Below are 19,447 nucleotides of genomic sequence, written 5' to 3' on the forward strand. Positions count from 1 at the left end.
GATTACCTTCAACAGGGTGGACCAGTTCGCGGGGCAAGCCCGCTCCTACAGGTGAAGGGGGCTCTGTGGGAGCGGGCTTGCCCCGCGATGGCAGCGGCACAAAACCTGAGTGTAGACGCTGGGATCACTCCCCTCCGGGCGCCAGCATCAGATTCGGCGCCAGCCGCTGATAGCCCTCCTGATCCAGGCGCAGATCCAGCGCCAGGCTTGCCAGATCAGCAGACAGCGCCTCGGCATCAGCGTCGCACTCCAGATAGATCTGCTTCAGATAGCTCTTGCACCCCGGGCAACACTCGGCACGCAGCGGCGCCTTGCCGGCGGCATGGCGATCGTCCTCGAGGTTGAAATAAGTCAGCCCCTTGCTCTGCTCGCAGTAGATGCACTTGACCCGCACCACATGCCACTCACACGCGCACAGCGAGCACACCAGATAGCGCAGGCCGTTGTACTTGCCGCGATGGCGGATCACCCCGGCCATCGGCGGCGACCCGCAGGCCGGGCACTGGCAAAGACTGTCGCCAGCCTTGAGCTCGGTGCTCGCAAGGCTCAGCAGCCAATGGCTCCAGGCCGCCTGCAACGCGGCACCGAGAAACGGCACCAGCGCCGCTGGCACGGCGCTGAACTGCCCGGTCAGCAAGGCGATGCCCCAGAGCTTGCGTTGCTCGGCACTGGACGCGCTCAAGGCGCTTACGGCAGCCAGCAACTCAGCGCTGGCAGGCGTCGGGTAGCGCTGCAACAAGGCGTCAAGATAAGCCAGCCACTGCCCTTCACGTACCAGACTGTCGGCAGCCAGCGGTGGCAAGCCGTGCTCGGCACACAAACGCTGACGCTCTGTCTCGGCAGGCGCCGCCACCGGTGGTTGATCGAGCAGGCTCTGCTGGATTCGGCACAGGCCGGCAATCAGCCGCAGGTAGTCACCCAGGGCATTGCCCTCGGCGAGGGCGTCCAGTCGTGCCGCGCGCAACGTAAAAAGATTCGCTGGCGGCAGATAGAGAAGCGGCGGCGAGCTGGCCGCCGCTTCGATCTGCCCAGGTTCAAGAATGGTGCTCAAGTGGTCATCCTTTTTTTCTGATCTGCGAGTCTGGTGGGTCCTCGCGGGTCACTTCCCGATACCATAGCTCATGGTGCTTTTTCGCCCAGGCGCGACTGACCCAACCATGCAGCATCGCGCTGACCGAGCCCTTGATCCAGACCCCGGCGTAGATGTGCACGATGATGCTCAGCACCAGCACGAAAGCGGCCAGCGCGTGCAGCAAAGTCGCCAGGCGGATCGAACCGATACCGAAGTACTGGCTGAACCAGGCCCGCCAGATCACGATGCCACTGAGCAGCAGTACCAGCATGCACAACAGCAGGGTCCAGAACAGCAGCTTCTGCCCGGGGTTGTACTTGCCGATAGGTGGCACGCCCTCCTCTTCGTTGCGCATCACCCGGTCGATACGCCTGAGCCAAAGACGATCATTGGCGATAAAGAAATTCGCCCGCCAGAAGCGCAGTACCAGGAAGAGAAAGAATACGAACATCAGCACACCGATAAACGGGTGCAAGATGCGCGTCCACGGCCCGCCACCGAACAGATGGCTGAGCCAGAACAGCGCCGGGTGAAACAGCGCCAGCCCCGACAATGCAGCCATGATGAACAGGATTGCCACCAGCCAGTGGTTGCTGCGCTCGTTGGCGTTGTAGCGCAGGATGGGTTTGTCTTTCATGGCCGCTCCTCCCCTTGCCCACCCGGTTTGTGCGGGTCATACACATGCACGGCGGGATCGACCACATGCACACTGGTGTCCGCTGCACTCGGATGCTCGTCCTCCTCGACCCGGTTCGGGCCTATGCGCACATAGTGGAAGAACCCGGCCAGCACCGCCGCGCCCATGGCCAGCAGCGCCAGCGGTTTGCTCACCCCTTTCCACAGCCCAACCAGCGGGCTGATCACCGGCTGGTCCGGCAGGCCCGCGTACAGCTTCGGTTGGTCGGCATGGTGCAGCACGTACATTACATGGGTGCCGCCGACGCCATCCGGGTCATACAAGCCGGCGTTGTCGAAGCCCCGCGACTTGAGGTCGACAATGCGTTCGGCGGCGTGCTCCTTCATGTCCTCCTTGCTGCCGAACACGATCGCCCCGGTCGGGCAGGTCTTCACACAGGCGGGCTCCAGCCCTACCGCGACGCGGTCGGAACACAAGGTGCACTTGTAGGCTTTGTGATCCTTCTGCGATATCCGCGGAATGTTGAACGGGCAACCGGTGATGCAGTAACCGCAACCGATGCAGTGGTCCTGGTTGAAGTCGACGATGCCGTTGGCGTGCTGGATGATCGCGCCTGGGCTCGGACAAGCCTTCAGGCAACCGGGCTCGGCGCAGTGCATGCAGCCGTCCTTGCGGATCAACCACTCCAGGTTACCGTCGGCATTTTCATGCTCGGTGAAGCGCATCAGGGTCCAGGTCTCGGCCCCCAGGTCATGCGGGTTATCGTAAGTGCCGTAGCTGTGCCCCACCTCGTCACGCAACTCGTTCCATTCCGAACACGCGACCTGGCAGGCCTTGCAACCGATGCACTTGGTGGTGTCGATCAGCTTGGCCACCTCCTCCTGCTGGCGGATCGACGGCGGCGCCGTGGTGGTGGCCGAACGGGCGATGATGTCTTGGCTAGCCATCAGATTTTCTCCACGTTGACCAGGAACGACTTCGATTCCGGCGTTTGCGTATTGCCGTCACCGAGGAACGGCACCAGAGTGTTGGTCAGGTAGCCATGCCGGGTCACCCCGGTAAAGCCCCAGTGCAACGGAATACCGATCTGGTGCACGGTCTGGTTGTTGACCTGCAACGGACGAATCCGCTTGGTCACCACCGCTACCGCCTCGATATGCCCACGCTTGCTGCTGACGCGCACCCGGTCGCCGGCGGCGATGCCCTTCTCCTTGGCCAGTACCTCGCCGATTTCGACAAACTGCTCCGGCTGGGTCACGGCGTTGATCGGGCAATGCTTGGTCCAGAAGTGGAAGTGCTCGGTCAGCCGGTAGGTGGTGGCGGCGTAGGGGAAGTCCTTGGCTTGCCCCAGGGTGTCCCATACCGAATCGAACACCCTGCCTGCCGGGTTGCTGGTGGCCTTCTTGTTGTTCGGGTGCAACGGGTTGACCCCGATGGGCGTTTCGAATGGTTCGTAATGCTCCGGGAACGGCCCTTCGGCCATCTTGTCCAGGGCAAAGAAACGCGCCACGCCCTCAGGGTTCATGATGAACGGATTCATCCCTGCTTCCGGTGCCACGTCGGCCTTGAAGTCCGGCACATCGGTACCGCCCCAGGCCTTGCCGTTCCACCACACCAGCCGTTTGTTCGGCGACCAGGGCTTGCCCTGCACATCAGCCGACGCCCGGTTGTAGAGAATCCGCCGGTTCGCCGGCCACGCCCAGGCCCAACCGAGGTTCTGCTTCATGCCGAACGGATCAGCGTTATCGCGCCGGGCCATCTGGTTGCCCTGCTCGGTCCAGCTGCCACAGAAAATCCAGCAGCCGGAAGCCGTACTGCCATCGTCCTTGAGCTGGGCGAATGCGGCCAGTTGCTGCCCGGCCTTGATGGTCGCGCCGCTGGCATCGGTGACATCGGATACCGCGTAACCGCTGAACTCCTTGGCGATTTCTTCCGGGGTCGGCTCGTGCGCTACCTTGTACGGCCAGTTGAGCTTGAGGATCGACTCGGCCCAGGCCCCGCCCTCGCGCTGGTAACGCTCGCGCAGGCGCAGGAACAGCGCACTCATGATCCACACGTCGGTTCGGGCCTGACCCGGCCCTTCCGCGCCCTTCCAGTGCCATTGCAGCCAGCGGCTGCTGTTGACCAGCGAGCCGTCTTCCTCGGCAAAGCAGGTAGTGGGCAGGCGAATGACTTCAGTCTGCACGTTCGCCGTATCGACATCGTTGTACGGCCCGGCATTGCGCCAGAACTCCGAGGTCTCGGTCGCCAGCGGGTCCATCACCACCAGCCACTTAAGCTTGCTCAGCGCGGCGGTGACGCGGTTCTTGTCAGGCAAGGCGGCAATCGGGTTGAAGCCCTGGCAGAAGTAACCGTTGACCTGGTCCTTGGCCATCATGTCGAACATCTTCAACACGTCGTAGCCCGGAATATCCAGCTTCGGCAGGTAATCAAAGCCCCAATGGTTCTCGGCGGTGGCGTTGGCACCGTACCAGGCCTTCATCAGGCTGACATGGAACTTGCCGTAGTTCTGCCAGTAGGACAGTTGCCCTGGCCGCAGCGGCTTCGGCGCGCGTTTGGCGATGTAGGTGTCGTAGTCCTGCTCGGCATCCGACGGCAGGGTCAGGTAGCCCGGCAGCAGGTTGGACAACAGCCCCAGGTCGGTCAGCCCCTGGATATTGGAGTGACCGCGCAGGGCGTTGACCCCGCCACCGGGCATGCCGACGTTGCCCAGCAGCAACTGGACCATCGCCGCACTGCGGATGATCTGCGAGCCGATCGAGTGCTGGGTCCAGCCCAGGGCATAGAGGATCGTCATGGTCTTGCCCGGTTGCGAGCAGGTGGCGATCTCTTCCCAGACCTTGCGCATGCTGTCCACCGGCATGCCACAGATCTGGCTGGCCAGCTCCGGCGTGTAGCGGCTGTAGTGCTGCTTCATCAGCTGGTAGACGCACTGTGGGTCTTGCAGGGTCGGATCGACCTTGGCAAAGCCGTCTTCACCGAGCTCGTAACCCCAGCCGGACTTGTCGGTGTAGCTGCGTTTGTCGGCGTCGTAGCCACTGAACAGACCATCTTCAAAGCCATAGCCAGCTTTGACGATGAACGCCACGTCGGTGTAGTTGCGTACGTATTCGTGCTGAATCTTGTCTTCGCTCAGCAGGTAATTGATCAGCCCGCCCATGAAGGCGATATCCGTGCCGGTACGGATCGGCGCGTAATAGTCGGCTACCGAAGCGGTTCGGGTAAAACGCGGGTCGACCACGATCAGCCGGGCCTGGTTGTGCGCCTTGGCCTCGGTCACCCATTTGAAGCCACAGGGATGGGCTTCTGCAGCGTTGCCACCCATCACCAGGATCAGATTCGCGTTGGCGATATCGGTCCAGTGATTGGTCATGGCTCCACGGCCGTACGTCGGGGCAAGACTTGCCACCGTCGGGCCATGTCAGACACGTGCCTGGTTATCGAACCCCAGCATGCCAAGACTGCGAACGACCTTGTGGGTCATGTAGCCGGCTTCGTTGGAGGAAGCCGAAGCGGCCAGAAAGCCGACGCTCAACCAGCGATTGACCGTCTGGCCCTGGGCGTTCTTCTCGATGAAGTTGGCGTCGCGATCGGTCTTCATCAGATCGGCGATGCGATCGAGCGCCTCATCCCAGGACACCCGCGTCCATTCCTTGCTGCCCGGCTTGCGTACCTGTGGATACTGCAGGCGGTTGGGGCTGTGGATAAAGTCGAGCAGACCGGCGCCTTTCGGGCACAGCGTGCCGCGGTTCACCGGATGGTCGGCATCGCCTTCGATATGGATGATGTTCTGCGCAACGTTCTTGGCCGCATCACCCTGGCTGTACATGATCAAACCACAGCCAACCGAGCAATAAGGACAGGTGTTGCGGGTTTCTTTGGTATGCGCCAGCTTGAAGTGACGCACCTGCTCGGCGAAGGCCGGTGTCGGGGCCATGCCCAACGCAGCCAGGCTCGAACCTCCAAGGCCGATAGCGGCGACCTTGAAGAACTGCCGACGGTTGAGATCCATCGTGCACTCCTGATCAGGTGGCGGACGCGCGGGACGTTGCCGGCGTCTCTTGAACGATCACGGTGGCGACTTTTACTGCAGGCGCCAGTTGATACTGTAGTCAAGATTTCTGCTGTCAGGGTGAAGAGGATGGGATTTTTGAACCTGATTTGCTCCCAATATTCTGTTTAAACGCCGCCGATATTCAAAATTGACATAAAAACTATCATTTTTACCAGTAAACATTTTTTTTGCCTACGACATACTTCAGCCGCACCCAAGGCAATTGAAACTTACAACGTCAGTTGCAATCGCCACACTTTTGCAGCAAGGAGCTACAGCAATGGTAGACGACAACTCTCTTCCTTCTTACGGCTACACGTTTGATGATGTCGATCGCACCAAGGCAGCAGGCAAGGAGAAACAGCAAGCCCATCAGTTCACAGTCGATATCGACATTTCCATGCGCCAACATTATGCCGCCAACTTGAAGGCCCTAAGCAAAACGCTGTACCCGATGATGTATGCAGAAGCAACATTTGCGGGTGGTCGTTATACATTTTGCGTTGATGAACACACCACCCTTGTGAGTCAGGAGTCAAACCCGATTTATACACAGCTCAAAGCTATTGCGCATATCCCACTTGCCATTTACGCAATTATTTTCCCCTATGCCGATTACTCTACTAATGGGCAATGGCTTGAGCCTTTACGTGTATTTTTAGGCCAAGTAACCCTTGTGGAGAAAAACTTGGAAGCTCTTGGAATAGCCGAGCCAGCACAAACGGCCAGCCGAAAGATTGTGGCCCAAGCCATAGATTTTATGAATAAATTGATAGCCGCCAAGGAAATTGACATGCAAAAGTACAAAGACTTTTGCGAAGTCATAGGTGAAGAGTTGATAACTAATCAGACTTACGCGGCAGAAGATCAAGCAAAGGTAATGCTTGGCTACTTAATAAAGTGGAAAAATCAAGTCGGCAAGGACACTTGGGATAAGATGTACGTAGTATGCCAGTGCATTTGGACTGCTTCAAAAAGCAGCGTTCACGAACAAATCATCAAATCCACAATGGAGACTGCAAAGCACAAAACAAACGTCATTATATCCGAAGCGGCCTCAACCTTGGACGACGCTAAGCTACTGCTCGCGCGTATCCTCGCCGACCGTGCGCTGGCAGCCAACGTGTTTAAATTTGCACCGAACACAGACTCCGCTCGGAATGCCTACTTTATTTCGACTGAATACGACCTGTTGTCAGATTCAATGCAAGCCGCATTACTCAAATTACGCGAACAGTCCGTTAACAAACAATCTGGATGTCCAGCCGGGCACAGCTGACACGGTAGCGGGACCCGCAATGAGCAAATGAGCGACCTCGTGCGCACAGTTACACAAAAGCCCAGCGTTGAAGACCAACACCGGGCTTTTTCACATTACCTCACGCGCTACAGCTTAGAACGGAATATCGTCATCAAAGCTATCGAAATCCGGAGCTGGCTGCGGTGCGGCCTGTTGCGGCGCTGGGCGCTGCTGCGGTGCCGACTGCTGTGGACGCGGAGCCTGTTGGCGTGGCGCCTGGTTGTAGTTGTTGCCGCCCTGCTGCTGAGAACCGTCCTGGTTCTGCGGACGACCGCCGAGCAGCTGCATGGTGCCCTGCATGTCGACGATGATTTCGGTGGTGTAACGCTTGATGCCGTCTTTTTCCCACTCGCGGGTCTGCAGTTTGCCTTCGATGTAGACCTGCGAACCTTTGCGCAGGTACTCGCCGGCGATCTCGGCAACCTTGCCGAACATCGAAACGCGGTGCCACTCGGTGCGCTCGACCTTCTGGCCGGTTTGCTTGTCGGTCCACTGCTCGCTGGTAGCCAGGCTCAGGTTGGTCACGGCGTTACCGTTGGGCAGGTAGCGGACTTCGGGATCCTGACCGCAAGTACCGACCAGAATGACTTTGTTAACCCCACGGGCCATAACGTTCTCCTAGGCTTCGCACGCTGCGGAGGCCGGGTTTACCAGGCGCTCCAGGGTCGTGCGATCCAAAATTTGTGTATCAAGTTTGATATAGATGGCGGACTCATCGGCCACCACCACTGCGTCGGTCACACCCGGTACGGCCAGCAGCCGTTCGGTCAGTCCCGCTTCGCGGACCGCCTCGGCCGACAACGGCATGCGCAGGCTGGTCACGTACGGCGGCTCTCGCATGCTCAGGGCAACGATCCACCACACTGCACACAAAGCGGCACAGCCGAGGAACACCGTACTCAGGCCACCGTGCTGGAACAACCAGCCACCGAGAATTCCTCCCAGCGCGGCACCAAGGAACTGGCTGGTGGAGTACACCCCCATGGCCGTGCCCTTGCCGCCGGCGGGCGACACCTTGCTCACCAGCGAAGGCAAGGATGCCTCCAGCAGGTTGAAGGCAGTAAAGAATATCACGGTGCCTATCACCAGTTCGTGCAAGTTGTCTGCCGACAGCCAGAAATACAGCTCGGTCAGCACTAAAACACTGACCGCGCCCAGCAGGACACGTTTCATCTTGCGCTTTTTTTCGCCGTAGATGATGAACGGGATCATTGCAAAAAATGAGACCAGCAAAGCCGTCAGGTACACCCACCAATGCTCTTCCTTGGGCAGGCCACCGCGCTCGACCAAGGCCAGGGGCAAGGCGACGAAGCTGGCCATCAGGATCGCATGCAGGACGAAGATACCGACATCCAGGCGCAGCAGGTCGGGGTGACGCAAGGTCGGTCCCAAGGCTTGCTTGGCGACGCCAGATTCGCGGTGCTGCAACGCCCCGTGCGACGCCGGCACGACGAAGGCGATCAGCGCCATGCCGACCACCGCCATGGCGGCCGTGGCCAGGAACAGCCCGGACAAGCCGAAGGCACGGGTCAGCAAGGGGCCAACCACCATGGCCACGGCAAACGACAAACCGATGCTCATGCCGATCATGGCCATGGCTTTGGTCCGGTGCTGCTCGCGGGTAAGGTCCGAAAGCAGCGCCATCACTGCCGCCGAAATCGCCCCGGCACCTTGCAGGATACGTCCGGCAATCACCCCCCAGATCGAATCGGCCTGGGCCGCCAGCACGCTGCCCAGGGCAAAGATCACCAGGCCCAGGTAGATCACCGGACGACGACCGATGCGATCGGAAATGACCCCGAACGGAATCTGCAGGAATGCCTGGGTCAGGCCATAGGCACCAATGGCCAGGCCAATCAGCGCCGGCGTGGCGCCAGCCAGGTCCATGCCATAGGTCGCCAGCACCGGCAGGACCATGAACATGCCCAGCATACGGAAGGCGAACACCAGGGCCAGGCCGCCTGCGGCGCGGGTTTCGCTGCCACTCATGCGTTCGCTGTGGGGATCGTGCATGGATAAACCTCGTGTGAACCGGCGGCGATTCTACCAGTCCGATCGCGTAACGGCATATACGTGACGCTTTGCCGCGTACTGGCAGGGAGCCGTATACTCAACCGTTTATGCCCGCCAAGCGAGGCCGCAGTGGACAAGATCCTGATTCGTGGGGCACGGACCCACAACCTGAAGAACATCGACTTGACCCTGCCCCGGGACAAGCTGATCGTTATCACCGGCCTGTCCGGTTCCGGCAAGTCGTCGCTGGCCTTCGATACCCTGTACGCCGAAGGCCAGCGCCGCTATGTCGAGTCGCTGTCGGCGTATGCCCGGCAGTTCCTGTCGATGATGGAAAAGCCTGACGTCGACACCATCGAAGGACTGTCGCCAGCAATTTCCATCGAGCAGAAGTCAACTTCGCACAACCCGCGTTCGACTGTCGGCACCATCACCGAGATCTATGACTACCTGCGCCTGCTCTACGCCCGCGTCGGTACCCCACGCTGCCCGGACCACGACATTCCGCTGGAGGCGCAGACCGTCAGCCAGATGGTCGATCTGGTGCTGGCCCAGCCCGAAGGCAGCAAGCTGATGCTGCTGGCCCCGGTGATTCGCGAACGCAAGGGCGAACACCTGGCCGTCTTCGATGAACTGCGCGCCCAGGGTTTCGTCCGTGCCCGGGTCAACGGCAAGCTGTTCGAGCTTGATGAACTGCCCAAGCTGGATAAACAGAAAAAGCACACCATCGAAGTGGTGGTCGACCGTTTCAAGGTCCGCGAAGACCTCCAGCAGCGCCTGGCCGAATCCTTCGAAACCGCGCTGAAGCTGGCCGACGGTATTGCTCTGGTCGGCTCGATGGATGACGAACCGTTCGAGGAGATGATCTTCTCGGCGCGCTTCGCCTGCCCGATCTGCGGCCATGCCATCAGCGAGCTGGAACCCAAGCTGTTCTCCTTCAACAACCCGGCGGGCGCCTGCCCGACCTGTGACGGGCTAGGGGTCAAACAGTTCTTCGACACCAAACGCCTGGTAAACAGCGAACTGACCCTGGCCGAAGGTGCGATTCGCGGATGGGACCGGCGCAACGTTTATTACTTCCAGATGCTCGGCTCACTGGCCGCGCACTATGACTTCAGTCTCGAAGTGCCCTTCGGCGAGTTGCCGACCGAACAGCAGAAAATCATCCTGCATGGCAGCGGCAAGCAGAACGTCGACTTCAAATACCTCAACGACCGCGGCGACATCGTCAAGCGTTCGCACCCGTTCGAAGGCATCGTGCCGAATCTGGAGCGGCGCTACCGCGAGACCGAGTCGGCGACCGTGCGCGAAGAGCTGGCCAAGTTCCTCAGCACCCAACCCTGCCCGGATTGCCGTGGCACGCGCTTGCGCCGTGAGGCGCGGCACGTCTGGGTCGGTGAAAAGACCCTGCCGGCTGTAACCAACCTGCCAATCGGTGATGCCAGTACCTACTTCGGCGGATTGAAACTGACAGGGCGTCGCGGTGAAATTGCCGACAAGATTCTCAAGGAAATCTGTGAGCGCCTGCAGTTCCTGGTCAATGTCGGCCTCGACTACCTGACCCTCGACCGTAGCGCCGATACCCTGTCTGGCGGTGAAGCCCAGCGTATTCGTCTGGCCAGCCAGATCGGCGCCGGCCTGGTCGGGGTGATGTACATCCTCGACGAACCGTCCATCGGCCTGCATCAACGCGACAACGACCGCCTGCTGGCTACCCTCAACCACCTGCGCGATATCGGCAACACGGTGATCGTCGTCGAACACGACGAAGATGCCATTCGCCTGGCCGACTACGTTGTGGATATCGGCCCCGGTGCCGGTGTGCATGGTGGCCAGATCGTTGCCGAAGGCACACCGGCCGATGTCATGGCCCATCCTGATTCGCTGACCGGCAAATATCTGTCCGGGCGGGTGAAAATTGCCGTACCGGCCAAGCGCACGCCACGCAACAAGAAGCTCTCGCTCAAGCTCAAGGGCGCACGTGGCAACAACCTGCAGAATGTCGACCTGGACATCCCGATCGGCCTGCTGACCTGCGTGACCGGTGTTTCCGGCTCGGGCAAGTCGACCCTGATCAACAACACCCTGTTCCCCCTCAGTGCCACGGCCCTGAATGGCGCCAGCACCCTCGAGGCGGCGCCGCATGACAGCTGTGACGGTCTGCAACACCTGGACAAAGTCGTGGATATCGACCAGAGCCCGATCGGCCGTACGCCACGCTCGAACCCGGCGACCTACACCGGCCTGTTCACCCCAATCCGTGAGCTGTTCTCCGGCGTGCCAGAGTCCCGTTCCCGTGGTTACGGTCCAGGGCGCTTCTCTTTCAACGTCAAAGGCGGACGCTGCGAGGCCTGCCAGGGCGACGGTCTGATCAAGGTCGAGATGCACTTCCTGCCTGACATCTACGTGCCCTGCGACGTGTGCAAGAGCAAGCGCTACAACCGCGAAACCCTGGAGATCAAGTACAAGGGCAAGAACATCCACGAGGTCCTGGAAATGACCATCGAGGAAGCCCGCGTGTTCTTCGACGCGGTGCCGGCACTGGCGCGCAAGCTGCAGACGCTGATGGATGTCGGCTTGTCGTACATCAAACTGGGGCAGTCGGCGACCACCCTCTCCGGTGGTGAGGCACAGCGGGTCAAGTTGTCGCGCGAGCTGTCCAAGCGCGATACCGGCAAGACCCTGTACATCCTCGACGAGCCGACAACAGGCCTGCATTTCGCAGATATCCAGCAGTTGCTCGATGTACTGCACCGCCTGCGCGACCACGGCAACACCGTGGTGGTGATCGAGCACAACCTGGACGTGATCAAGACTGCCGACTGGATTGTCGACCTGGGCCCCGAGGGCGGCTCCAAGGGGGGGCAGATCATTGGTTGCGGTACACCGGAAGAAGTGGCCGAGATGAAGCAGTCGTATACAGGCTACTACCTCAAACCGCTGCTGGAGCGTGACCGGGCCTGAGTCAGGCCCGTTACAACAGAAACAAAAAAGCCCCGCACTGGCGGGGCTTCTTTTTGTTCCGGGAAAATTACATCTGCGACTGCAGGTAGTTCTCCAGGCCGATGGACTTGATCAGGCCCTGCTGCTTTTCCAGCCAGTAGGTGTGATCTTCTTCAGTGTCGGCCAGCTGCAGGCGCAGGATGTCACGACTGATGTAGTCCTTGTGCAGTTCGCACAGCTCGATGCCTTTGCACAGTGCGGCGCGCACCTTGTACTCCAGGCGCAGGTCGGCAGCGATCATTTCCGGCACGGTTGCACCCACATCCAGGTCATCCGGGCGCATGCGTGGAGTGCCTTCGAGCATGAGGATACGACGCATCAGGGCATCAGCGTGCTGGGTCTCTTCTTCCATCTCGTGGTTGATACGCTCGTAGAGCTTGCTCAAGCCCCAGTCTTCGTACATCCGCGAATGGATGAAATATTGGTCACGTGCCGCCAGTTCGCCCGTCAGCAACGTGTTGAGATAATCGATTACGTCCGGGTGACCTTGCATCGCCCTGCCTCTCCCTGTGTGAAAGTTATAGTTTGAACCAGGATGCCCGGAAGGTCACTTGGAATCGGGCATAAATGTGCAAAAAAGCGGGTAAACGGTAGTGATATTCATTGAAAAACCGCCCAAATGAGGGCGGTTCTTCTTATCACTTCGACTTAGGCGAGATTTATGCCCAAAGCCTTGGCAATCCCCTCTCCATAGGCCGGATCGGCCTTGAAGAAGTGCTGCAACTGACGCTGAACGACATCCTCGGAAACCCCGGCCATGGCCCCGGCAATGTTGTTGATCAGCAGGGCCTTCTGCTCGGCGTTCATCAAGCGGAACAGTGCACCGGCGTGGCTGTAGTAATCGGTATCTTCGCGATGATCGTAACGACCGGCAATACCATTGAGCTCCAGCGCAGGCTCGGCAAACTGCGGCGCCTGCTTCGGCGCATTGCCGTAACTGTTCGGTTCGTAGTTCGGTGCCGCACCACCATTACTGCCAAACGCCATGCTGCCGTCACGCTGGTAGGTGTTCACCGGGCTGCGTGGGGCGTTTACCGGCAGTTGCTGATGGTTGGTACCAACGCGATAGCGGTGGGCGTCTGCATAGGCGAATACGCGGCCCTGGAGCATGCGGTCGGGCGACAAACCGACACCTGGGACCATATTGCTCGGCCCGAATGCAGCCTGCTCGACCTCGGCGAAGTAGTTGAGCGGGTTACGGTTCAGCTCCAGCTCGCCGATTTCGATCAACGGGTAGTCCTTCTGCGACCAGGTCTTGGTCACGTCAAAGGGGTTCTCGTCGCGGCTGGCCGCCTCTTCTTCGCTCATCACCTGGATGCACACCGCCCATTTCGGGAAGTCGCCGCGCTCGATGGCTTCGAACAGGTCACGCTGAGCGTAATCAGGATCAGTACCCGCCAGGCGCGCTGCCTCGGCGGGCGCCAGGTTCTTGATGCCCTGCTTGGTCTTGAAGTGCCATTTGACCCAGGTGCGTTGGCCGTCGGCATTGATCAGACTGTAGGTGTGGCTACCAAAACCATGCATGTGACGGTAGCCGTCTGGAATGCCACGATCAGAGAACAGGATGGTGACCTGATGCAGCGCTTCAGGCGAATGCGACCAGAAGTCCCACATCGCCTGCGCACTTTTCAGGTTACTTTGCGGCAGACGTTTCTGGGTGTGGATAAAGTCGGGGAATTTCAGCGGATCACGAATGAAGAACACCGGGGTGTTGTTACCTACGATGTCCCAGTTGCCTTCCTCGGTATAGAACTTCAGGGCGAAACCCCGCGGATCACGCTCGGTATCCGCCGAACCACGCTCGCCACCCACAGTAGAGAAGCGCAGGAAGGTTTCGGTCTGCTTGCCGACAGCGCTGAACAGCTTGGCGTAACTGTACTGGGTGATATCCCGGGTTACCGTGAAGGTGCCATAGGCTCCCGAGCCCTTGGCGTGTACACGACGCTCAGGGATGTTCTCGCGGTTGAAGTGGGCGAGTTTTTCAAGCAGGTGGAAGTCATCCAGCAATAACGGCCCCCGCGGCCCTGCGGAGCGTGAGTTCTGGTTATCGGCAACCGGTGCACCGCTGGCGGTGGTCAGTGTCTTGGTCTGGCTCATGCGCTATCTCCCTATCGGTCCTTACGGTCTGAAACTGCCGGCTAATCGGCCTGGAATGAGTATCGACCAGAACTATGACAGCAACAAATTCATTACCTGACTTGGATCAATAGATTGTTTCAATACATGCAGACACAAAAAACCGGGCACTAGGCCCGGTTCTTTGTTTCAGACTGACGTCTTATTCAGCAGCTTCTACCGAGCCACCGACAGGACGATCAACCAGCTCGACGTACGCCATTGGTGCGTTATCGCCAGCGCGGAAGCCGCACTTGAGGATACGCAGGTAGCCGCCCTGACGGGTGGCATAGCGCTTGCCCAGATCGTTGAACAGCTTGCCGACGATTTCTTTCGAACGGGTACGGTCGAAAGCCAGACGACGGTTAGCTACACTGTCTTCCTTGGCCAGGGTGATCAGCGGCTCGGCAACGCGGCGCAGTTCCTTGGCTTTTGGCAGGGTAGTTTTGATCAGCTCGTGCTCGAACAGCGACACCGCCATGTTCTGGAACATAGCCTTGCGGTGAGAGCTGGTACGGCTCAGGTGACGTCCACTTTTACGATGACGCATGATTCATTCCTTACCAAACACTACGTTCGGTGATTACGACGATCAGGCAGTCGCCTTGTCGTCTTTCTTAAGACTTGCAGGCGGCCAGTTGTCGAGGCGCATGCCGAGGGACAGACCACGGGAGGCCAGAACGTCCTTGATTTCAGTCAGGGACTTCTTGCCCAGGTTCGGAGTCTTCAACAGTTCTACTTCGGTGCGCTGAATCAGATCGCCGATGTAGTAAATGTTCTCCGCCTTAAGGCAGTTGGCCGAACGTACGGTCAATTCCAGATCGTCAACCGGACGAAGCAGGATCGGATCGATCTCGTCTTCCTGTTCGACTACCACAGGTTCGCTGTCACCTTTGAGGTCGACGAACGCAGCCAGCTGCTGTTGCAGGATGGTTGCAGCACGACGGATAGCCTCTTCAGGATCCAGGGTACCGTTGGTTTCCAGATCAATAACCAGCTTGTCCAGGTTGGTACGCTGCTCGACACGGGCGTTTTCCACCACGTATGCGATACGGCGAACCGGGCTGAACGAAGAGTCAAGCTGCAAGCGACCAATGCTGCGGCTTTCGTCTTCATCGCTCTGACGCGAATCGGCCGGCTCATAACCACGACCACGAGCTACGGTGAGCTTCATGTTCAGGGCGCCGTTAGACGCCAGGTTAGCGATTACGTGATCGGGGTTAACGATCTCGACATCATGATCCAGCTGAATATCGGCAGCGGTAACCACCCCCGAACCCTTTTTCGACAAGGTCAGCGTAACTTCGTCACGACCGTGCAGTTTGATAGCCAGGCCTTTCAGGTTCAACAGGATTTCAATGACGTCTTCCTGTACACCTTCGATTGCCGAGTACTCGTGGAGTACACCGTCAATCTCGGCCTCGACTACTGCACAGCCAGGCATAGAGGACAACAGGATGCGGCGCAGCGCGTTGCCCAGGGTATGGCCAAAGCCACGCTCGAGAGGCTCGAGCGTGATTTTAGCGCGGGTTGGACTGACGACCTGCACATCGATGTGGCGGGGCGTCAGGAACTCATTTACCGAAATCTGCATGGATGCACCTATTTTCTAGCCCTTACTTGGAGTAGAGCTCGACAATCAGGCTTTCGTTGATGTCGGCGGACAGGTCGCTGCGAGCAGGAACGTTCTTGAAAACGCCCGACTTCTTAGCAGCATCCACATCAACCCACTCAACGCGGCCACGCTGGGCGCACAGTTCAAGGGCTTGAACAATGCGCAGCTGGTTCTGCGACTTCTCGCGAACCGCGACCACGTCACCCGGACGAACTTGGTAGGACGGAATGTTTACAGTCTTGCCGTTGATGCTGATCGCTTTGTGCGAAACCAGCTGACGGGATTCGGCACGAGTAGCGCCAAAGCCCATACGATAAACGACGTTATCCAGACGGCATTCGAGCAGCTGCAGCAGGTTCTCGCCGGTTGCACCCTTCTTGGAGGCTGCTTCCTTGTAGTAACCGCTGAACTGACGCTCGAGAACGCCATAGATGCGACGTACTTTTTGTTTCTCGCGCAGCTGGGTGCCGTAGTCGGACTGACGGCCACGGCGCTGGCCGTGGATACCTGGGGCTGCTTCGATGTTGCACTTCGATTCCAGAGCGCGAACGCCGCTCTTCAGGAACAGATCGGTGCCTTCACGACGAGACAGTTTGCATTTTGGACCAATGTAACGTGCCATTTATCTGTCTCCTGATTACACGCGGCGCTTCTTCGGCGGACGGCACCCGTTATGCGGGATTGGCGTCACGTCGGTGATGCTGGCGATCTTATAGCCACAACCGTTCAAAGCACGAACAGCGGACTCACGACCTGGACCTGGACCCTTGACGTTGACGTCGAGGTTCTTCAGACCATATTCCAGCGCAGCTTGACCAGCACGCTCAGCAGCTACTTGAGCAGCGAACGGGGTGGACTTGCGGGAACCGCGGAAACCCGAACCGCCGGAGGTAGCCCAGGACAGAGCGTTACCTTGACGATCGGTGATGGTCACGATGGTGTTGTTGAAAGACGCGTGGATGTGGGCGATGCCATCAACCACTGTCTTTTTGACTTTTTTACGAGGACGAGCAGCAGGTTTTGCCATTTCTAAATTCCTGTCGATTCGCTGGTGCGATTACTTGCGGATCGGCTTACGCGGGCCCTTACGGGTACGCGCGTTGGTCTTGGTACGCTGACCGCGTACTGGCAGACCCCGACGATGACGCAGGCCGCGGTAGCAACCCAGGTCCATCAACCGCTTGATTTTCATGTTGATGTCACGGCGCAGATCACCTTCGGTGATGTACTTCGCAACTTCAGTACGCAGCGATTCAACCTGCTCGTCGCTCAGATCCTTGATCTTAGCGGCTGGGTTGACCCCAGTCTCTACACAGATTTTCTGTGCAGTAGTGCGACCAACACCATAGATGTAGGTCAGCGAGATAACAGTGTGCTTGTTATCTGGAATGTTGACGCCTGCAATACGGGCCATTCAGTGGGACTCCAATTGACAGCTACCTACGCCCCGGAAGCCAAGAAATAGGGCGCGAGATAATATCGCTGTAGAAACAAATAATCAACCCAGCAGCGCACTAGCTGCTGGGTTTGTAGCGCAAATCACACTCAGCCTTGGCGCTGCTTGTGACGTGGTTCCGCACTGCAAATTACTCGAACAACACCTTCGCGGCGAATAATCTTGCAGTTACGGCACAGCTTTTTCACCGATGCACGAACTTTCATCACCAACTCCTCGAACCTTAAGGGTCTCTCAGCGCAGCAAACCGCTGCCACCGTAGCCTTTCAGGTTGGCTTTCTTCATCAGGGATTCGTACTGGTGCGAAACGAGGTGCGATTGTACTTGGGACATGAAGTCCATCACAACCACTACCACAATCAGCAACGAGGTCCCGCCAAGGTAGAACGGAACGTTTGCAGCAACCACCAGGAACTGGGGAAGCAGACAGACGGCCGTCATATAAAGAGCACCGAACATGGTCAAGCGGGTCAGAACGCCATCAATGTAGCGCGCCGACTGCTCACCTGGACGGATGCCCGGAATAAAGGCACCGGACTTCTTCAGGTTCTCCGCTACGTCTTTCGGATTGAACATCAACGCCGTATAGAAGAAGCAGAAGAAAATAATCCCTGCACTAAACAGCAGAATATTCAACGGCTGACCAGGAGCGATCGACTGCGAGATGTCCTGCAACCAGCCCATACCTTCGGACTGACCGAACCAGGCACCCAGCGAAGCCGGGAACAGCAAGATGCTGCTCGCGAAAATGGCAGGAATAACGCCCGCCATGTTCACTTTCAGCGGCAAGTGGCTGGTCTGCGCAGCGAAGACCTTGCGGCCCTGCTGACGCTTGGCGTAGTGAACGGCGATACGACGCTGACCACGCTCAATGAACACCACAAAACCGATAATCGCTACTGCCAGCAAACCGATAGCGACCAGAGCGAAAATGTTGATATCGCCCGTACGTGCAGACTCGAAAGACTGCCCGATTGCTCTCGGAAGACCGGCGACGATACCTGCGAAGATCAACATCGAGATACCGTTGCCTACACCGCGCTCCGTGATCTGCTCACCCAGCCACATCATGAACATTGCGCCGGCCACAAAAGTGGACACCGCAACGAAATGGAAGCCAAAGTCAGCAGAAAACGCCACGCCCTGACCGGCCAGACCAATGGACATGCCAATGGCCTGGACCAGCGCCAGGATTACGGTGCCGTAGCGGGTGTACTGGCTGATCTTGCGACGGCCAGCTTCACCTTCCTTCTTCAACTGCTCCAGCTGCGGGCTGACGGCGGTCATCAACTGCATGATGATCGATGCCGAAATGTACGGCATGATCCCCAGTGCAAAGATGCTCATCCGTTCCAGCGCGCCGCCGGAAAACATGTTGAACAAGCTAAGAATGGTCCCCTCATTCTGTCGAAACAGTTCCGCCAGCCGGTCCGGGTTAATACCTGGAACTGGGATGTGTGCGCCTATCCGATAGACGATGATCGCCAGAAACAGAAAACGCAGACGAGCCCAAAGTTCAGACATCCCGCCTTTGCCGAGCGAAGAGAGAGCACCTTGCTTAGCCATTTATTCCTCGAACTTGCCGCCAGCTGCTTCGATAGCCGCACGCGCACCTTTGGTGGCTGCGATACCCTTGATGGTGACTGCGCGAGTAACTTCGCCCGACAGCATGATTTTCACACGCTGTACGTTCTGATTAATCACGTTGGCATCCTTCAGGGATTGCACGGTGACAACGTCGCCTTCCACTTTGGCCAGCTCGGACAGACGCACTTCTGCGCGGTCCATGGCTTTCAGGGAAACGAAGCCGAACTTCGGCAGACGACGGTGCAGCGGCTGTTGACCGCCTTCAAAGCCTGGAGCGATGGTGCCACCGGAGCGGGAGGTTTGACCTTTGTGACCACGGCCACCAGTCTTACCCAAACCACTACCGATACCACGACCCGGACGATGCTTCTCGCGACGGGAACCCGGCGCTGGACTCAGATCATTGAGTTTCATCGATTAACCCTCGACGCGCAGCATGTAGTAAGCCTTGTTGATCATCCCGCGGTTCTCGGGAGTATCCAGGACTTCTACAGTGTGACCGATGCGGCGCAGACCCAGACCCTTAACACACAGTTTGTGGTTAGGGAGACGGCCGGCGGTGCTTTTGATCAGCGTTACTTTAACGGTAGCCATG

19 protein-coding genes are annotated in these 19,447 nt (G+C 58.6%); 2 read left to right on the forward strand and 17 right to left on the reverse strand.

The annotated features are described in order from the left end of the window. Window positions 1-124: 124 nt before the first annotated feature. From fdhE to fdnG, 4 genes are read right to left on the reverse strand one after another with little or no spacing between them, the layout of a single operon-like run. Window positions 125-1,051, reverse strand: coding sequence for a formate dehydrogenase accessory protein FdhE (gene fdhE / locus AC07OF_RS17900; protein ID WP_157190977.1), 927 nt, complete (start codon window positions 1,049-1,051; stop codon window positions 125-127). A gap of 4 nt (window positions 1,052-1,055) precedes the next feature. Then, the gene (locus AC07OF_RS17905; protein ID WP_038606207.1) at window positions 1,056-1,709 is read right to left on the reverse strand and encodes a formate dehydrogenase subunit gamma; all 654 of its coding nucleotides are present in this window, start codon (window positions 1,707-1,709) and stop codon (window positions 1,056-1,058) included. Beyond that, window positions 1,706-2,656 (reverse strand): formate dehydrogenase subunit beta, encoded by a 951-nt coding sequence (gene fdxH / locus AC07OF_RS17910; protein WP_157190976.1) that lies wholly within the window; start codon window positions 2,654-2,656, stop codon window positions 1,706-1,708. Before fdxH ends, AC07OF_RS17905 begins: the two co-directional genes overlap by 4 nt. After that, entirely contained in the window at window positions 2,656-5,721 is a 3,066-nt protein-coding gene (gene fdnG, locus AC07OF_RS17915) for a formate dehydrogenase-N subunit alpha (protein WP_157190975.1), read from the reverse strand. Before fdnG ends, fdxH begins: the two co-directional genes overlap by 1 nt. A 322-nt stretch (window positions 5,722-6,043) precedes the next feature. On the opposite strand from fdnG, the gene AC07OF_RS17920 reads away from it, so the two are divergent. Then, on the forward strand, window positions 6,044-7,042 hold the full coding sequence (locus tag AC07OF_RS17920) for a hypothetical protein (RefSeq protein ID WP_157190974.1): 999 nt from the start codon (window positions 6,044-6,046) through the stop codon (window positions 7,040-7,042). A 114-nt stretch (window positions 7,043-7,156) separates the two neighbouring features. Here the strand turns inward: AC07OF_RS17920 and AC07OF_RS17925 are convergent, their stop codons facing one another. Together AC07OF_RS17925 and AC07OF_RS17930 are read right to left on the reverse strand one after the other, a co-directional pair. Next, window positions 7,157-7,672 (reverse strand): single-stranded DNA-binding protein, encoded by a 516-nt coding sequence (locus AC07OF_RS17925; RefSeq protein ID WP_107024803.1) that lies wholly within the window; start codon window positions 7,670-7,672, stop codon window positions 7,157-7,159. A gap of 9 nt (window positions 7,673-7,681) precedes the next feature. Continuing rightward, window positions 7,682-9,076: an MFS transporter gene (locus AC07OF_RS17930; protein ID WP_157190973.1), complete on the reverse strand. Its 1,395-nt coding sequence runs from the start codon at window positions 9,074-9,076 to the stop codon at window positions 7,682-7,684. 129 nt (window positions 9,077-9,205) lie between these two features. On the opposite strand from AC07OF_RS17930, the gene uvrA reads away from it, so the two are divergent. Next, the gene (gene uvrA / locus AC07OF_RS17935) at window positions 9,206-12,040 is read left to right on the forward strand and encodes an excinuclease ABC subunit UvrA (protein WP_198325395.1); all 2,835 of its coding nucleotides are present in this window, start codon (window positions 9,206-9,208) and stop codon (window positions 12,038-12,040) included. Window positions 12,041-12,107: 67 nt separating this feature from the next. On the opposite strand, the gene bfr is transcribed toward uvrA, so the two are convergent. From bfr to rpmD, 11 genes are all read right to left on the reverse strand, one after another. Next, window positions 12,108-12,572, reverse strand: a complete 465-nt coding sequence (gene bfr, locus AC07OF_RS17940; RefSeq protein ID WP_038606192.1) for a bacterioferritin — start codon at window positions 12,570-12,572, stop codon at window positions 12,108-12,110. 155 nt (window positions 12,573-12,727) lie between these two features. After that, entirely contained in the window at window positions 12,728-14,176 is a 1,449-nt protein-coding gene (locus AC07OF_RS17945; protein ID WP_157190972.1) for a catalase, read from the reverse strand. A 181-nt stretch (window positions 14,177-14,357) separates the two neighbouring features. Further along, window positions 14,358-14,744, reverse strand: coding sequence for a 50S ribosomal protein L17 (rplQ, locus tag AC07OF_RS17950; RefSeq protein ID WP_002555463.1), 387 nt, complete (start codon window positions 14,742-14,744; stop codon window positions 14,358-14,360). A gap of 42 nt (window positions 14,745-14,786) precedes the next feature. Further along, window positions 14,787-15,788, reverse strand: coding sequence for a DNA-directed RNA polymerase subunit alpha (locus AC07OF_RS17955; protein WP_003186012.1), 1,002 nt, complete (start codon window positions 15,786-15,788; stop codon window positions 14,787-14,789). Window positions 15,789-15,810: 22 nt separating this feature from the next. Next, window positions 15,811-16,431, reverse strand: a complete 621-nt coding sequence (rpsD, locus tag AC07OF_RS17960) for a 30S ribosomal protein S4 (RefSeq protein ID WP_038606186.1) — start codon at window positions 16,429-16,431, stop codon at window positions 15,811-15,813. Between the two features lie 15 nt (window positions 16,432-16,446). Then, window positions 16,447-16,836 (reverse strand): 30S ribosomal protein S11, encoded by a 390-nt coding sequence (gene rpsK, locus AC07OF_RS17965; RefSeq protein ID WP_002555466.1) that lies wholly within the window; start codon window positions 16,834-16,836, stop codon window positions 16,447-16,449. Between the two features lie 30 nt (window positions 16,837-16,866). Continuing rightward, window positions 16,867-17,223 (reverse strand): 30S ribosomal protein S13, encoded by a 357-nt coding sequence (rpsM, locus tag AC07OF_RS17970; protein ID WP_028944477.1) that lies wholly within the window; start codon window positions 17,221-17,223, stop codon window positions 16,867-16,869. A gap of 131 nt (window positions 17,224-17,354) precedes the next feature. Then, window positions 17,355-17,471 (reverse strand): 50S ribosomal protein L36, encoded by a 117-nt coding sequence (rpmJ, locus tag AC07OF_RS17975; protein ID WP_002555468.1) that lies wholly within the window; start codon window positions 17,469-17,471, stop codon window positions 17,355-17,357. A 28-nt stretch (window positions 17,472-17,499) separates the two neighbouring features. Continuing rightward, complete coding sequence (gene secY / locus AC07OF_RS17980) at window positions 17,500-18,831, reverse strand: preprotein translocase subunit SecY (RefSeq protein ID WP_010220319.1); 1,332 nt, start codon at window positions 18,829-18,831, stop codon at window positions 17,500-17,502. Beyond that, a complete protein-coding gene (gene rplO, locus AC07OF_RS17985; protein ID WP_010220318.1) occupies window positions 18,832-19,266 on the reverse strand; it encodes a 50S ribosomal protein L15 in 435 nt (144 codons plus the stop codon). 3 nt (window positions 19,267-19,269) lie between these two features. Next, a complete protein-coding gene (rpmD, locus tag AC07OF_RS17990; RefSeq protein WP_010220317.1) occupies window positions 19,270-19,446 on the reverse strand; it encodes a 50S ribosomal protein L30 in 177 nt (58 codons plus the stop codon). Between the last annotated feature and the right edge of the window lies 1 nt (window position 19,447).

The organism is Pseudomonas sp. GW821-FHT10B02 (assembly GCF_059415665.1).

Bases quoted from the DNA above. Each gene is read 5' to 3' on its own strand.
- AC07OF_RS17905 (WP_038606207.1), bottom strand. From the start codon at position 1,709: ATGAAAGACAAACCCATCCTGCGCTACAACGCCAACGAGCGCAGCAAC.
- fdxH (WP_157190976.1), bottom strand. From the start codon at position 2,656: ATGGCTAGCCAAGACATCATCGCCCGTTCGGCCACCACCACGGCGCCG.
- AC07OF_RS17920 (WP_157190974.1), top strand. From the start codon at position 6,044: ATGGTAGACGACAACTCTCTTCCTTCTTACGGCTACACGTTTGATGAT.
- AC07OF_RS17925 (WP_107024803.1), bottom strand. From the start codon at position 7,672: ATGGCCCGTGGGGTTAACAAAGTCATTCTGGTCGGTACTTGCGGTCAG.
- AC07OF_RS17930 (WP_157190973.1), bottom strand. From the start codon at position 9,076: ATGCACGATCCCCACAGCGAACGCATGAGTGGCAGCGAAACCCGCGCC.
- bfr (WP_038606192.1), bottom strand. From the start codon at position 12,572: ATGCAAGGTCACCCGGACGTAATCGATTATCTCAACACGTTGCTGACG.
- AC07OF_RS17945 (WP_157190972.1), bottom strand. From the start codon at position 14,176: ATGAGCCAGACCAAGACACTGACCACCGCCAGCGGTGCACCGGTTGCC.
- rplQ (WP_002555463.1), bottom strand. From the start codon at position 14,744: ATGCGTCATCGTAAAAGTGGACGTCACCTGAGCCGTACCAGCTCTCAC.
- AC07OF_RS17955 (WP_003186012.1), bottom strand. From the start codon at position 15,788: ATGCAGATTTCGGTAAATGAGTTCCTGACGCCCCGCCACATCGATGTG.
- rpsD (WP_038606186.1), bottom strand. From the start codon at position 16,431: ATGGCACGTTACATTGGTCCAAAATGCAAACTGTCTCGTCGTGAAGGC.
- rpsK (WP_002555466.1), bottom strand. From the start codon at position 16,836: ATGGCAAAACCTGCTGCTCGTCCTCGTAAAAAAGTCAAAAAGACAGTG.
- rpsM (WP_028944477.1), bottom strand. From the start codon at position 17,223: ATGGCCCGTATTGCAGGCGTCAACATTCCAGATAACAAGCACACTGTT.
- rpmJ (WP_002555468.1), bottom strand. From the start codon at position 17,471: ATGAAAGTTCGTGCATCGGTGAAAAAGCTGTGCCGTAACTGCAAGATT.
- secY (WP_010220319.1), bottom strand. From the start codon at position 18,831: ATGGCTAAGCAAGGTGCTCTCTCTTCGCTCGGCAAAGGCGGGATGTCT.
- rplO (WP_010220318.1), bottom strand. From the start codon at position 19,266: ATGAAACTCAATGATCTGAGTCCAGCGCCGGGTTCCCGTCGCGAGAAG.
- rpmD (WP_010220317.1), bottom strand. From the start codon at position 19,446: ATGGCTACCGTTAAAGTAACGCTGATCAAAAGCACCGCCGGCCGTCTC.